Annotated in this window: 10 protein-coding genes; 8 read left to right on the top strand and 2 right to left on the bottom strand. The window is 73.8% G+C overall.

Going from position 1 to position 14,597, the window contains the following annotated elements; genetic code table 11:
* The first annotated feature begins 345 nt into the window (after positions 1-345).
* On the top strand, positions 346-1,227 hold the full coding sequence (locus tag C8E97_RS19090) for a maleylpyruvate isomerase family mycothiol-dependent enzyme (RefSeq protein WP_121006945.1): 882 nt from the start codon (positions 346-348) through the stop codon (positions 1,225-1,227).
* 36 nt (positions 1,228-1,263) lie between these two features.
* On the opposite strand, the gene C8E97_RS19085 is transcribed toward C8E97_RS19090, so the two are convergent.
* Both C8E97_RS19085 and C8E97_RS19080 read right to left on the bottom strand, forming a co-directional pair.
* Complete coding sequence (locus C8E97_RS19085; RefSeq protein WP_121006944.1) at positions 1,264-2,328, bottom strand: cobalamin-independent methionine synthase II family protein; 1,065 nt, start codon at positions 2,326-2,328, stop codon at positions 1,264-1,266.
* Between the two features lie 28 nt (positions 2,329-2,356).
* Entirely contained in the window at positions 2,357-3,352 is a 996-nt protein-coding gene (locus C8E97_RS19080) for a hypothetical protein (protein ID WP_246019002.1), read from the bottom strand.
* A 356-nt stretch (positions 3,353-3,708) separates the two neighbouring features.
* Here C8E97_RS19080 and C8E97_RS19075 point away from each other — a divergent pair, with 356 nt between their 5' ends.
* The 7 genes from C8E97_RS19075 (at position 3,709) to C8E97_RS19045 (ending at position 14,486) form a co-directional block, all read left to right on the top strand.
* Positions 3,709-9,480, top strand: a complete 5,772-nt coding sequence (locus C8E97_RS19075) for a type I polyketide synthase (RefSeq protein WP_121006943.1) — start codon at positions 3,709-3,711, stop codon at positions 9,478-9,480.
* A gap of 1 nt (position 9,481) precedes the next feature.
* Positions 9,482-9,940, top strand: a complete 459-nt coding sequence (locus C8E97_RS19070) for an acyl-CoA thioesterase (RefSeq protein ID WP_121006942.1) — start codon at positions 9,482-9,484, stop codon at positions 9,938-9,940.
* Positions 9,937-10,440, top strand: a complete 504-nt coding sequence (locus C8E97_RS19065) for a flavin reductase family protein (protein WP_121006941.1) — start codon at positions 9,937-9,939, stop codon at positions 10,438-10,440. The genes C8E97_RS19070 and C8E97_RS19065 overlap by 4 nt, the downstream gene beginning before the upstream one ends.
* Before the next feature lie 22 nt (positions 10,441-10,462).
* Positions 10,463-11,467, top strand: a complete 1,005-nt coding sequence (locus C8E97_RS19060) for an SDR family NAD(P)-dependent oxidoreductase (RefSeq protein ID WP_121006940.1) — start codon at positions 10,463-10,465, stop codon at positions 11,465-11,467.
* Positions 11,468-11,748: 281 nt separating this feature from the next.
* The gene (locus C8E97_RS19055; RefSeq protein WP_246019000.1) at positions 11,749-12,153 is read left to right on the top strand and encodes a hypothetical protein; all 405 of its coding nucleotides are present in this window, start codon (positions 11,749-11,751) and stop codon (positions 12,151-12,153) included.
* 66 nt (positions 12,154-12,219) lie between these two features.
* Positions 12,220-12,768: a carboxymuconolactone decarboxylase family protein gene (locus C8E97_RS19050; protein ID WP_121006938.1), complete on the top strand. Its 549-nt coding sequence runs from the start codon at positions 12,220-12,222 to the stop codon at positions 12,766-12,768.
* A gap of 530 nt (positions 12,769-13,298) precedes the next feature.
* A complete protein-coding gene (locus C8E97_RS19045) occupies positions 13,299-14,486 on the top strand; it encodes an acyl-CoA dehydrogenase family protein (RefSeq protein WP_121006937.1) in 1,188 nt (395 codons plus the stop codon).
* The last annotated feature ends 111 nt before the right edge of the window (positions 14,487-14,597 follow it).

Genomic DNA, 14,597 nt, shown 5'->3' with positions numbered 1-14,597 from the left:
GATCGTCCCGATTCGGTCGGTGCGCCCACTACTTCCTCCGTGCCCGTGCGCCGGTGTGCGGAGGGAGGGGCAGCCGGTTCGGCGACCGCCGGGAAACGCCGCCGCGCGAGTCGCCCGTCCACCGTGGCCCCGCCTGAAGCATTACACCGTTACACGGAGGTCGGGCACTTCTCGGAAATTGCCGTCGGGACCGGCGGAATCGCGACCCGGCCGGATTCCCGAGGGGGACTGCCCGTCGCCGGTGCGCGCTGGGCAACGTGGAAGACGCGCGGGCGTCGCCCCGGCCGGCACAGTGGCGTGCGGTGCGGAGCACAGCCCGGTGGGGCCGGGCGGGAAGGCGGACGAATGGCGCGGACAGTGCCGGGGGGTGACGCGGCGAGCCGCGTCACCCCGGAGAAGTGGGCGGCCGCGCGTGCCGCCGTCCGGGATGCCGGCGACCGGTTCGCCGATCTGGTCCTCTCCGTGCCGGACCCGTCGGTCCGGGCCACCGAGGACTGGTCGGTGGCGGAGGTCGCGGCGCACGTCACCGGAATCGCGTGGAACAACACCGCCGTGATCGCCGACGGCGCCAAGCAGTTCCCGGTGCCCGACGTGCGCCGGTACATTCCGGGCACCACGGTGGACACGATCCGCCGCGACCTGAACCCCGCCCAGCTGCGCGGTTTCACCGAGCGCGATCCGGTGCGGCTGGCCGAGCGGCTGCGCGGCTCGATCGCCGAGGCGCTGGACGCCACCGCCGACGCCGACCCGCGACGCCTCGTCGGCTGGCTCGGCGGCTCGCGGCTGCCCCTGGCGGGCGTGTTCGCGCACCTGACGAACGAGCTGCTCATCCACGGGTGGGACATCGCCCGCGCGCTGGACCTGCCCTGGTCGATGCCGGAGGACCAGGCCGGGCTGTTCTTCGACCTGTTTCTCGTCGAGATCACCCGCAACGGCTACGGCCGCCTGCTGGACGACGACCGACCGGTGCGCCCCGGCCGCATCGCGGTGGAGTTCCGCTCCGCGCACACGCGCCCCGTCACCCTGGTGCTGGACTCCGGCGTGGCCCACGTCGAGGAGCCGGGCGGCGACTGCGACGTCCGCGTCCGGTTCCGGCCCGCCGCGCTGAACCTCATGCTGTTCCACCGGGTCGGCCGCGTCCGCACGGTGCTCGGCGGGTCGCTGTCGATCGGCGGCCGGCGGCCGTGGCTGCTGCCGGCGTTCCTGCGCAAGGTCCGGATGCCCTGACCGGGCGGGCATCCGGACCTCGCGCGCACGGGTCGGTCAGGCGCCCAGCGCCTCGGCCGCGAGCCGCGTGCCCTCGACGCGGGCCGCGACCTTGGCGAACGCGGTCTCCCGCGAGGTGGACGTGTCGTCGGCGAACGGCGCGAACCCGCAGTCGTCGCAGGTGCCCAACCGCTCGACCGGGAGGAACTCGGCCGCCTCCAGCACCCGGTCGCGCACCTCCTCGGCCGTCTCCACCCGCGGGTCGATCGGGTCGGTGACCCCGATGAACACCCGCGCGTCGGACGGCAGGTGGTCCCGGATCACGCCCAGCACCCGGCGGCGGTCGGGTTCGCTCGCCAACTGCACGTAGAACCGGCCCGCACGGGTGCGGAACAGGTCCGGCAGCAGGTCGGCGTAGTCGACGTCCGCGCTGTGCGTGGAGTCCCAGTCGCCACCGGGGCACGTGTGCAGGCCGACCCGCGCCCGCTCCTCGGCGGTGAACCGCTCCAGCACCGAGTTGTTCAGCGCCACGAAGTCCCGCAGCAGGCCGCCCGACGGGTCGAGCTTGAGCGACAGCCGGCCCTCGGTGAAGTCGAGCTGCACCACGGCCGCGCCCGCCTCCAGGCACTGCCGGATGTCCGCCTCGGTCTCGTCGACCAGGTCCGCGACGAACTTCTCGCGCGGGTAGCCGTCGATGCCGCCGGACGGGTAGAGCAGGCTCAGCGCCGACGGCGCGATGACCGGCTGCTTCACCGGCCGCGTGGTGTGCCCCAGCGTCGCCCGCAGCTGGTCCGCGGCGTGGGCGGCGTAGCGGAACGGCCCGCTGGTCAGCACGGGGAGCTGCCGGGTGTGGCCGTCGGCGAACGGCACCACCGCGCCGTCCGGCGCGAGGTCCGCGATGCCCGCGACCGGGTAGGTGAGAAAGCTGGGCTTGCCCTGCTCCCCGTCGGTGACCACCGGCGACCCGGTGGCCTCGAACCTGGCCACCGTGTCCGCCACCGCCTGGTCGGTCAGCTCGCGCAGCGCGGCGTCGTCGATGCGGCCCTCCGCGTGGTCCTGGAAGCCCCGCAGCAGTTCCGCGGTGCGCGGGACGCTGCCGATCGGCTCGGTCGGGATGCTCATGGTGTTCCCCTCGGCGCGGTCGGGACGGTCAGGCCCACGGCGCGGTGGGGTACCAGGGGATGATCTCCCGCCTGGCCGGCAGCCGGACGTCCCAGTACAGGAAGGTGAAGACACCGGCGACGATCAGCGCGACGGCCGTGATGGTGGCGATCCTGGACGGTTCGGCGGCGAGCCACCGCTGCGGACGGCCGCCGGTGGCGTACGCCAGTGCGAGGAACAGTAGCGCCATGATGACGATGTTGCCTACCGACTGGAGGGTGAACGCCGCCGCGCCGTACCACGGGTTGTGGCTCTCCGCGGCGTCGCGGAACATCTGCCGGAACAGGCCGAACGGGCGGCCGATGAGGAAGCCCCCGATGAGCACGCCCATGAACACCATCGGCGCGTTGGGGAACCGCCGCGCGACGCGGCGGAACGGGTCGCGCACGTAGCCCAGCGCGGCCAGTCCCAGGTGGATCATGACGAGCCCGATGACGCCGAACACCACCAGCGTCTGGATGCTGCGGCTGTCGAGCGTGCCCGGCGCGGTCGCCGCGGTGGCGAACTGGGGCATCCGGGTACCGACGATCCCGACCAGCGCGCCGTACAGCGCCGACACGGGGACCATGCCCACCGCCAGCCACCCGAGGGGCTTGAGCGCGTTGCCCAGGCGCGCCCACCGCGACTCCGAGGCGCCCAGCAGCGGCGCCACCGCGCCGAACGCCGCGATGTTGCAGGCGGTGAAGGTGCCCGCGATGCCGCTGACGAACGCGAACGCGATGCCCGCCGCGATGCCCGCGATGGGCGTCTCCTTGGCGTTGTGCCCCAGCAGCGCGTCGGCGACGGTGTCGCCGATCGTCGAGTCGACGAAGTGCGCCGACCACACCACGGTGAGCAGGAAGCCGGCGATCGCGCTGAGCAGCAGGACGAGCCCGCGCCGGCGCGGGAAGTGGCCGTTGACGAACGTCGACGTGGCGGGTGACGGTCCGGTGAGGACGGACGCGGGGGCCTGGGGCAGGGAGCGGTCGGTTCCGGTGCGCGCCATCTGATCTCCTCGGGGGAGCGATCGGGCGGGGGCCGCGCCCGCGTCGGTCCGGGCGCCGGTACAGCATCCCCGTCCGCGGACCGGCGCGCTTCTCCTGCCGTGCGCACTTCGCCGCCCGTTCCGCCACCGCGCGCCGCGCTTTCCGGGCGGCGAACAATGGAAATCACGCTGTTATATGAAATCACGCTGTTATCGGAAGGCGCAGGTCACAGGGCACAATCGGAGAAGCAAAGCGCCGGGGGCGTCCGGCACGCTTGCCTTGCGCGCATTTGTCCCGGCGCCGTGCGTGCCCCGGCATTTCCCGGACAGCGGCATTCTTCGGCCCGAACCCCCTTGTTCGCAGAGACGGTGAAAGCATGAGCAGTGAGCGGATCGCAATAGTCGGCATCGGCCTGCGCTATCCCGATGCCGGTTCCACCGGGGAACTCTGGGAAAACGTCCTGGCCGGTCGACGGGCCTTCCGCAGGTTGCCCGACGAGCGGATGAACCAGGCGGACTACTACTCGCCGGACCCCGAGGCGCCCGACCGGTTCTACTCCACGAAGGCGGCGGTGCTGCGCGACTTCGAGTTCGACCGCGTCCGCTACCGCGTGGCGGGCAGCACCTTCCGCTCCACGGACCTGACGCACTGGCTGGCGCTGGACGTGGCCGCCCACGCGCTGGCCGACGCCGGCTTCCCCGACGGTGACGGCCTGCCGAAGCGGACCACCGGCGTGGTGCTGGGCAACAGCCTCACCGGCGAGTTCTCCCGCGCGAACATCATGCGGCTGCGCTGGCCGTACGTCCGGCGCACGGTCGCCGCCGCGCTGACCGCCAAGGGCTGGCCCGACGACGAGACCGCGGAGTTCCTGCGCGACCTGGAGGCGCAGTACAAGTCGCCGTTCCCGCCGATCGACGAGGACTCCCTCGCGGGCGGCCTGGCCAACACCATCGCGGGCCGCATCTGCAACTACTTCGACCTGCACGGCGGCGGGTACACCGTGGACGGCGCGTGCTCCTCGTCGCTGCTGTCGGTCGCCACGGCCGCCAAGTCGCTCGTGGAGGGCGACATGGACGTGGCCATCGCGGGCGGTGTCGACCTGTCGATCGACCCGTTCGAGGTCATCGGGTTCGCCAAGACCGGCGCGCTCGCCAAGCGCGAGATGAAGGTCTACGACCGGGACTCCAACGGGTTCTGGCCCGGCGAGGGCGCGGGCGCGCTGGTGCTGGTGCGCGAGGAGGACGCGCTGGCCAAGGGGATGCGCGTCTACGCGACGATCGCCGGCTGGGGCGTCTCCTCGGACGGCAAGGGCGGCATCACCCGGCCCGAGGCCGAGGGGCACCGCCTCGCCCTGCACCGCGCCTACGGCCGCGCGGGCTACGGCCTGGAGACCGTGTCCTACTTCGAGGGCCACGGCACCGGCACCGCGCTGGGCGACGAGACCGAGATCGAGGCGCTGTCCTCGGCCCGCCGCGCCGCCGACCCGTCCGCCCGGCCCGCCGCGCTGAGCACCGTGAAGGGCAACTTCGGGCACACCAAGGCGGCGGCGGGCGTCGCGGGCCTGATCAAGGCCGCGCTGGCCGTGCACCACCAGGTCATCCCGCCCGGCACCGGGCACTACGACCCGCACCCGAAGCTGACCGCCGACGACGCGGTGATGTACGTGCCGCGCGAGGCCGAGCTGTGGCCCGAGGACCGCCCGGTGCGCGCCGGCGTGTCGGCGATGGGCTTCGGCGGCATCAACACGCACATCGCGCTGGAGGCCGCGCCCGACGCGTCCCGGCGCACGGCGCTGGACGAGGCCACGAAGGCGCTGGTGGCCGGCCGCCAGGACGCCGAGCTGCTGCTGTTCGACGGCGCGGACCGCGCGTCGCTCAAGGCGCGCCTGGTCGAGGTCGCCGCGCTGCTGCCGAAGCTCGCGTTCGCCGAGCTGGGCGACCTCGCGGCGGCGCTGGCCGCGCGGCTGACCGGCGCGTCGCCGCGCGCCGCCGTCGTGGCGCGCACCCCCGAGGAGGCCGAGCGCAAGGTCGCCCGGCTGATCACCGCCGTGGACGGGGGCGCGACCGCCTTCGACGCCGCCGACGGCGTGTTCCTGGACGACCGGCCGGCCGCGCCGCGCCTCACGTTCCTGTTTCCGGGCCAGGGTTCGGGCCACGGCGCGGTGGGCGCGATCCGCCGCCGGTTCGGCGTCGCCGAGGCCGTCTTCCGCGACGCGAACCTGCCCTCCACCGGCGACCAGGTGGCCACCGAGGTCGCGCAGCCGCGCATCGTCGCCGGGTCCCTCGCCGGGCTGGCGGTGCTGCGGGAGCTGGGCATCGAGGGGCACGCGGCGGTCGGCCACAGCCTCGGCGAGCTGACCGCCGTGCACTGGGGCGGCTCGCTCGGCGCGTCCCGCGTGCTGTCGCTCGCGGTCGGGCGCGGTCGCGTCATGGCCCACGCCGGCCGGGGCGGCGGCGCGATGGCGGGCCTGGCCACCGGCCCGGAGCGCGCCCTGGAGCTGGCCGGCGGCGAGGACGTCGTGATCGCCGGCTACAACGGGCCCGCCCAGACCGTGCTGTCCGGCTCGGTCGAGGCCGTGGACCGCGTGTGCGCGGCGGCGCGGGCCGCGGGCGTGCACGCCACCCGCGTCAACGTCTCCCACGCGTTCCACTCGCCGATGGTGGCCCCGGCCGCCGAGGTGATGGCCGAGCGGCTGGTGGACTTCGACTTCGGCCGGCTCATCCGCCCGGTGTACTCGACGGTCACCGGTGACGTGCTGGCCGCCGACACCGACCTGCGCGCGCTGCTGCGCGACCAGATCACCCTGCCGGTCCGGTTCCACGAGGCCGCCGCCAAGGCGGCCGCCGAGGGCGACCTGGTGGTCGAGGTGGGCCCCGGCCGCGTCCTGACCGGCCTGCTGGCGGAGATCGCGCCGGGGAAGCCCGTGCTGTCGGTCGACACCGACAGCCCGTCCCTCGCGTCCCTGCTCGCCGTCGTCGGCGCGGCGCACGCGCTCGGCGTCCCGGTCCGCACCGACGCCCTGTTCGGCGACCGGGTCGTGCGGGACCTGCCGCTGGACGGCTCGATGACGTTCCTCGCGAACCCCTGCGAGACCGCACCCGCCCTCGGCACCGGCCTGTCCTCGCCCGACCAGGCCGCGTCGAGGGGTACCGCCGCGTCCGCCGAGGTGTCCCGGACCTCGGCGGACGCGGCAAGCCCGGACGGCGGGTCCACGCTGGACCTGCTGCGGCGGCTGGCCGCGCAGCGCGTGGAGCTGCCGCTGGAGGCGATCTCGGCGACCACGCACCCGCTGGACGACCTGCACCTCAGCTCCATCACGGTCGGCCAGCTCGTCAACGAGGTCACCCGCACGATGGGCCGACCGGCCCTGGAGGCCACGCCGAACTTCGCGACCGTGCGCCTGGGCGAACTGGCCGAGCTGATCGACGAGCTGGCCGCCACCGCGCACACCGAGGAGCGCGCCGACGGCGAGGTGCCGGGCGTCGCGCCGTGGGTGCGGCCGTTCCTGGTGTCCCACGTCGAGCGCCCGCTCGTGCCCGCCGCGCCCGATCCGCCGGGCGACTGGGCGGTCCACGCGCCCGACGGCCACCCGCTGGCCGCGTCGCTGCGGGGCGCGCTGCCCGGCGACGGCGTGCTGCTGCTCCTGCCGCCGGAGGGCGGTGACGAGCACGTCGGGCTGTTCCTGGCGGCGGCGCGCGACGCGCTGGCCTCGGGTCGGCGGTTCGCGGTGGTGCAGCACAAGCTCGGCGCGGCGGGCCTGGCCCGCACGCTGCACCTGGAGGCGCCGCACATCCCGGTGACGCTGGTCGACCTGGCCGACGACACCGACGCCGCCGCGCGGGTCGCCGCCGAGGTCGCCGCCAACACCGGCTTCGCGCAGGTGCGCTACGACGCCGACGGCGTCCGGACCGTGCCCGTGCTGCGCGCGGTGTCCGGGCAGGGCGTCGGCACGCCGCTGGGCTCCGGGGACGTGCTGCTGGTCACCGGCGGCGGCAAGGGCATCACCGCCGAGTGCGCGATCGCCGTGGCCGTCGACTCGGGCGCGTCGCTGGCGCTCATCGGCCGCGCCGACCCCGCGCGGGACGCCGAGCTGGCCGCGAACCTGGCCCGCATGACCGCCGCGGGCATCGAGCACCGCTACGAGCGGGCCGACGTCACCTCCGCCGAGGAGGTCGCCGCCGCCGTCGAGCGGTTCCGCGCCGAGCTGGGCGAGGTCACGGCCGTGCTGCACGGCGCGGGCCGCAACGAGCCCAAGGCGCTGACCGGCCTGTCCGAGGAGGACTTCCACGCCACGCTGGCCCCGAAGGTGACCGGCCTGCGCAACGTGCTGTCCGCTGTGGACGGTGGCCGGATCAAGCTGCTGGTCACCTTCGGCAGCATCATCGGCCGCGCGGGCCTGCGCGGCGAGGCGCACTACGCCACGGCCAACGACTGGCTGACCGAGCTGACCGTCGACTTCGGCGAGCGGCACCCCGACGCCCGCGTGCTGGCCCTGGAGTGGTCGGTCTGGTCCGGCGCGGGCATGGGCGAGCGGCTGGGCGTCGTGGAAGCCCTGATGCGCGACGGCATCACGCCGATCTCCACCGACGCCGGTATCGCCGTGCTGCGCGAGGTGCTGGCCGACCCGACCGCCGGACCCGTGCTGGTGGTCTCCGGCCGCGCCGCCGGCCTGCCGACGCTGGAGCAGGAGCGGACCGAACTGCCGCTGGCCCGGTTCGTGGACCGCGTCCTGGTGCACTACCCCGGCGTGGAGCTGGTCACCGAGGCCGACCTGTCCGACGGCAGCGACCCGTACCTGGGCGACCACCTGCTGGAGGGCGACCTGCTGTTCCCCGCCGTGCTCGGCATGGAGGCGATGACGCAGGTGGCGAGCGCGCTGACCGGGCACCAGGGACCGCCGGTGCTGGAGGACGTCGAGTTCCTGCGGCCCGTCGTGGTGCGCCCGGAGGGCTCGCTGACCGTGCGCCTGGCGGCGCTGGCCCGCACCGCGGACACCGTGGACGTGGTGATCCGGGCCGAGGACACCGGCTTCTCCGCCGACCACTTCCGGGCCCGGCTGCGGTTCCCGCGGCCGGAGATCCCCGGCGAGCGGGTCGACGGCGCGGCGGTGCTGCCGCTCGTGCCGGTGGACCCGGTCACCGAGCTGTACGGCGGCGTCCTGTTCCAGGGCAAGCGGTTCCAGCGCCTCCAGGGCTACCGGCGGGCCGCCGCCCGGCACGCCGTGGCCGAGGTCGCGACGACGTCCGTGGCCTCCTGGTTCGCCCCGTTCCTGCCGCAGGACCGGCTGCTGGCCGACCCCGGCACGCGGGACGTGATGATGCATGCCATCCAGTGCTGCGTCCCCGACGCGACCCTGCTGCCGCAGGGCGTGTCGCGGCTCTACCTGGCGGCGCAGGCCGACCAGCTCGCCGAGTACGTGGTCCTCGACGCCCGCGAGCGCTCGCAGGACGGCGACAGCTACACCTACGACCTCGACGTGCGCGACCCGGACGGCCGGCTCGTCGAGCGCTGGGAGGGCCTGGTGCTGCGGGCCGTGCGCAGGCGCGACGGCGCGGGGCCGTGGACGCCGACCATGCTCGGCCCGTACCTGGAGCGCTCCCTGGAACGCGTCCTGGGCGGCAGCCGCGCGGTCGTCGTCGAGCCCGACCCGACCGACGCCGAACCCGGACGGCGTGCGCAGACCGAGCTGGCGGTGAGCCGGGCCCTGAACCGGCCGACGGCGGTGCGCCACCGGCCCGACGGCAAGCCGGAGGTGGACGGGTTCGAGGTCTCGGCGTCGCACGGCGCGGGCCTCACGTTCGCCGCGGTCGCCGAGGGCGGGAAGCTCGGCGTGGACGTCGAGCCCGCCGTGGCGCGCGGCGAGGAGGACTGGGCCGGGCTGCTGGGCGCGGACCTGCTCGCCGTCCGCGACCTGCTCGTGGCGGAGGCGGGCGAGTCGGCCGCCGTCGCCGGGACGCGGGTGTGGTGCGCGCTGGAGTGCCTGCGCAAGACCGGTTCCACCACGCAGGCGGTCACCGTCGACCGGGTGGACCCGGACGGCTGGGCCGTGCTGTCGACCGGCGACGCGAAAGTCGCCACCTGGGTCACCACCGTCGACGACCGGCCCGAGCCGGTGGTGTTCGCGGTGCTCGTCGGGAAGGAGGGCTGACGTGTCGGCGTACTACGAGATCCGCCACACCGTCGGGTTCGAGGAGACCAACCTCGTCGGCAACGTGTACTACGTGAACTACCTGCGGTGGCAGGGCCGGTGCCGGGAGATGTTCCTGAAGGAGAAGGCGCCCACCGTGCTGGAGGAGGTCCGCGACGACCTCAAGCTGTTCACCCTCAAGGTCGAGTGCGAGTTCTTCGCCGAGATCACGGCGTTCGACGAGCTGTCGGTGCGGATGCGCCTGGAGGAGCTGACCCAGACGCAGATCCAGTTCAGCTTCGACTACGTGAAGGTGACCGGCGGCCAGGAGGTCCTGGTCGCCAAGGGCAGGCAGCGGATCGCGTGCATGCGCGGCCCGAACACCGACACGGTGCCCGCGCGGGTGCCCGAGGACCTGCGCACGGCGCTCGCGCCCTACGCCGAGGCCCCGGTGCTCGCGCGCGCCGGACTGGGAGGATGACCGTGTACGAGGCGGCGCCCACGATGGAGGAGACCTCGCTGCGGGACGCCATGTCCCGGTTCGCGACCGGCGTCACGGTGCTGACCGTCGGCGGCGAGCACATGCACGGCATGACGGCGAACGCGTTCAGCTCGGTGTCGCTGGACCCGCCGCTGGTGCTGTGCTGCGTGGCCCGGACGGCGGTGATGCACGAGGCGATCAGCAACGCCAAGCGGTTCGCCGTGTCCGTCATGGGCGCCGACCAGCGCGACACCGCGAAGTACTTCGCCGACAAGCGCCGGCCGCACGGGTCCGCGCAGTTCGACGCGGTGGACTGGCTGGAGGGCGCGCACAGCGGGGCGCCGCTGCTGTCCGGCGCGCTGGCGTGGCTGGAGTGCGAGCTGGTGCACTGCTACGAGGGCGGTGACCACACCATCTTCGTCGGGCAGGTGCTCGGCTGCCGCCGTGGCGCGGGCACGCGGGCGCTGCTCTTCTACGGCAGCGCGTTCCACCAGGTCTGACCGATCGCGAGGGGAGTGCTCGATGCTGGTGACCGTCACCGGCGGTACCGGTTTCGTCGGCGCGCACACGGTGTCCGAACTCGTGCGCGCCGGCCACCGGGTCCGCCTGCTGGTCCGCGATCCCGGCGCGGTGGACGCCGCCGTGCGCCCGCTGGAGGTGCCGCCCGGCGCGCTGGACGTCGTGGTCGGCGACGTGACCGACGAGCGGTCGGTCGCCGGGGCGGTGCGCGGTGCGGACGCGGTGGTGCACGCCGCCTCGGTGTACTCGTTCGACCGGCGCAGGCGCGCGGAGATGCTGCGCACCAACGCCTGCGGCACGGAGGTGGTGCTCACCGCCGCGCGCCGGGCGGGTGTCGGGCGGGTCGTGCACGTGTCCAGCATCGCCGCGCTGTTCGGACCCGGCGTGCGGGTCATCGGCGACCGGTCACCGGTCGGCACGACGCGCGAGCCCTACGCGGCGACCAAGGCCGCGTCGGAGGCCATCGCGCGGCGGCACCGGGAGGAGGGCGCGCCGGTGGTGATCAGCTACCCGCCCGCTCTCCTCGGGCCGCACGACCCCAAGCTCGGCGACCAGAACCGCCGGCTGCGCGACACCGCGCGCGGCATCATGCCGCTGTGGCCGGCCGGCGGCCTCCAGATCGGCGACGTGCGGGACACGGCGGCGCTGCACGCGGCACTGCTGTCCCCGGATGTGACGGGCGGGCACTTCGGCCCCGGCCACCACCTGACGACGGCGGAGTACGTGGCGGCGGTCCGGGAGGCGACGGGCCGGTCACTGCCCGCGATGTTCCTGCCGGCCACCCTGCTGGCCCCCTTCGGCCGACTCGTGGACCTGGTGCAACCCCTGTGGCCGTGGCACATCCCGGCGGAATACGGGGCGATCGCGACCGTAGGCGCGGCCGTCCGCGTAGACCCGACGGCAAGCACCCTGAACCTCAAACCCCGCCCCTTCACCGACACGGTCACCGACACCGTGCGCTGGCTGACCGAAACCAACGCCATCCCGCACCGCAAGCCCCCTTCCTGACCCCCGCCCTCACTCCCTCCCCTTCCCTCCCTCTCACTTCCCTCTCACTTCGCCGCCACTCGCACCCCGCGAGGCCGCGTCGGTGGTTCGTGGCGCGGTTTTCGCCGATCACGCTTTTCGATCGGCGGAAACCGCCCCGCGAGCCGCCGACTCCCAGGCGGCCGAGCCGCCCGACGGAGTCGGGCCAATCCAACACAGCCAATCCAACACAGGAGCTGATCGTGCACGCCACAACCGTTGTCCCACCGAACACCGCGTCGGGTTCCCGCGTCCGGAACGGGGTGCTGGCCGGGCTCGCCGGCGGCGTCGTGTTCGGACTGCTGATGGCCGGCGTGGGCGCGCTGCCCCTGGTCGGCTCGCTCATCGGAGTCGACGACGCCATCGTCGGATTCCTGGTGCACCTGGTCATCTCGGCCGTCGCCGGCGCGCTGTTCGGCCTCCTGAGCGGCCGGATCGCGGACCAGGTCGTGCCCGTCTACGCCGTGAGCGCGCTGTACGGCGTCGTCTGGTGGCTGCTCGGCGCACTGGTGATCATGCCGCTGTGGCTGAGCGTCACCGTCGATCCGGGAATGACCTCGCTCGTGTTCGTGGTCGGGGACAACCAGTGGGTCAGCCTCTTCGGCCACGTCTTCTTCGGCCTCACCACCGGCGCGACTCTCTTGGTACTGCGCGGTAACGCACGTTGACCACCTCGCCCCGGCTCCGTCAAGCGGCGGAGCCGTTCGACGGAGCCGGACCGTAGACTGGGCGGCGTGGCACACATCGAACTGGGGCTCGATGAGACCTCGTTACCCGGTATCACCGGGTTGCTGCGCTTCCGGCCCGAGACGGCCGGACCGCTCAGCGCGTTGGCCGAAGTCCTGCTGCGCGGGCCGCACCCGCTGTCCGCGGGCGAGCGCGAGCTGATCGCCGCCTACGTGTCGGGGTTGAACGAGTGCTCGTTCTGCCGCGACTCCCACTCGGCGTTCGCCGCCGAGCAGTTGGACGAGGGCATGGCGCTGGTCGACCAGGTGCGCGCGGACCTCGATTCCGCGCCGGTTTCGGAGAAGTTGCGCGCGCTGCTGCGGATCGCGGGCGCGGTGTGGGAGTCGGGTCGCAAGGTGACGCCCGAGCTGGTGGAGCGGGCGCGGGCGCACGGCGCGACCGATGTCGAGGTCCACGACACCGTGCTGATCGCGGCGGCGTTCTGCATGTACAACCGGTACGTCGACGGCCTGGGAACGGTCGTGCCGGCGGATCCCGGCGCGTACGTCGAGGCCGGGCGGCGGATCGTCGAGCGCGGCTACCTCGACCTGGCGTAGTCCGATCTGGCGTGGCCCTTCTTCCTTGACGTGCAACGGATTCGGCCGCGCAGTCCGGCGAGCGCGATACGCGCCACGATGTTCGGCGCCACCAGCAGCGGTGGCCGCCGCACCGTTAATTTATTCTCACTATGATTTCAGTGTGGAATAAAAATAATCCCCCGGCACGGGAAAGCCACCCATCGGCTCGGAGAAGCAGCGGACCCGACTCCGCGCCGCGCGCCGGACCGGCACCCGGTCCACGCGGGACACCGGGACCGCCCGCCACCCGGATGATCGTCCACACAGGACTGGCCAAGGCTGCCGCACCGCGGCTGACCAGGCTCGGAGAACTCCCTGCGCCGCAGGCCGACCGCGTACCGGTGCGCTGGGCAATCTCGGAGATGTCGCCGCCGGCGCCCCGTGTCAAGGTGGTCCTGACCGGCGGCAGTCGGCGCCCGCCCGGACGGTCGGCGCGAGGGGCCGGGCACCGCCATCGCGAGCGGCACACCTTCGCACTTCATCGCACTTCACCTCATCGAGGAGCACGGATGAAGACCACCGAGTCGCCGGGGCGGCCCGAGATCGTCCGGCGCGCCACGGATCTGGTCGACCTGATCCGCAAGCACGCCGCGTGGCAGGAGGAGAACCGCGTCCTGCACGAGGAGGTGCTGGAGGGCGTCGCCGACGCGGGTCTGCTGAAGCTGCGGGTGCCGGCGCGGTACGGCGGCCACGAGGCGGACATGGGCACGGTGGTCGAGGTGATCTCCGAGCTGTCGCGCGGCGACGGTTCGCTCGGCTGGGTCTTCAACGCGTGGATGAACGGCTGCTGGCTGGTGGGGCTGCTCCCGGACGAGGCGCAGGACGAGATCTTCGCCGACCCGAAGGGCGTGGGCATCGGCCTGAGCGTCAGTCCGGGTGGCACCGCGCGGCCGACGGCGGGCGGTGTCGTCCTGAACGGCCGGTGGCCGTTCTGCTCGGGCGTGCTGCACGGCCCGTGGTTCGTCCACTCGGCGGTGCTGGTCGGGGAGGACGGCGGGCGGTCGCCGGTGATGGTGACGGTGCCCGCGTCGGACCTGGGAGTCGTCGACGACTGGCACACGGCCGGGCTGCGCGCCACGGGCAGCGTGACGACGGTCGCGGAGGACCTGTTCGTGCCCGACGCCAGGGTGCTGCCGATGGTGCCGCTGCTGGCGGAGGGCAGGCACCGCTCGCGGCTCAACGCGGATTCGCCGGTGTGGCAGGCGCCGTTCTCGCCGGCGGCCTCCGCGGTGGGCAGCGCGCCGGCGCTGGGCGTGGCGCAGGCGGCGTGGGACGTGTTCTTCGAGCGGTTGCCCGAGCGGAGGATCACGTTCACGCGCTACGAGCGCCAGACCGACGCCCCGCTGACCCACCACCAGGTGGCGGAGGCGGCCATGAAGATCGACGAGGCGGGGTTCCACGTGCGGCGCGTGGCGCGGCGCGTGGACGCCAAGACGGCGGCGGGCGAGTCGTGGACGGCGGCGGAGCGGGCGATGTCGCGCCTGGACATGGGCGCGGCGACGCAGTTGGCGAAGGAGGCGGTGGACGTCCTGAAGACCGCGAGCGGCGGGTCCTCGATCTACGCGGACGCGCCGATCCAGCGGATCGAGCGGGACGTCCTGGCGATCAACCTGCACGGTGTGCTGCACCCGAACACGAACATGGAGCTGTACGGGCGCGTGCGGTGCGGCTTGGAGCCCAACACCGACCTGCTCTAGGTGCGGGGCGGCCCGCGCTCCGGTGGGCGGTCGGTGTGCGGGAGGTGGTGTGCGGCGGTCCGGGGGAGTGGGACCGGCCGTCGGAGTGTGTCGTGGGTGGGCGAATCGGCC

It is taken from the genome of Saccharothrix australiensis, assembly GCF_003634935.1.
Taxonomy (GTDB): domain Bacteria; phylum Actinomycetota; class Actinomycetes; order Mycobacteriales; family Pseudonocardiaceae; genus Actinosynnema; species Actinosynnema australiense.
Note: the sequence above shows the minus strand (reverse complement) of the source record. Positions and strands in the feature narration are given on the sequence as shown.

Excerpts from the sequence above, each read along its gene's own strand:
- C8E97_RS19090 (WP_121006945.1), top strand. The coding sequence starts at position 346 with ATGGCGCGGACAGTGCCGGGGGGTGACGCGGCGAGCCGCGTCACCCCG.
- C8E97_RS19085 (WP_121006944.1), bottom strand. The coding sequence starts at position 2,328 with ATGAGCATCCCGACCGAGCCGATCGGCAGCGTCCCGCGCACCGCGGAA.
- C8E97_RS19080 (WP_246019002.1), bottom strand. The coding sequence starts at position 3,352 with ATGGCGCGCACCGGAACCGACCGCTCCCTGCCCCAGGCCCCCGCGTCC.
- C8E97_RS19075 (WP_121006943.1), top strand. The coding sequence starts at position 3,709 with ATGAGCAGTGAGCGGATCGCAATAGTCGGCATCGGCCTGCGCTATCCC.
- C8E97_RS19065 (WP_121006941.1), top strand. The coding sequence starts at position 9,937 with ATGACCGTGTACGAGGCGGCGCCCACGATGGAGGAGACCTCGCTGCGG.
- C8E97_RS19060 (WP_121006940.1), top strand. The coding sequence starts at position 10,463 with ATGCTGGTGACCGTCACCGGCGGTACCGGTTTCGTCGGCGCGCACACG.
- C8E97_RS19045 (WP_121006937.1), top strand. The coding sequence starts at position 13,299 with ATGAAGACCACCGAGTCGCCGGGGCGGCCCGAGATCGTCCGGCGCGCC.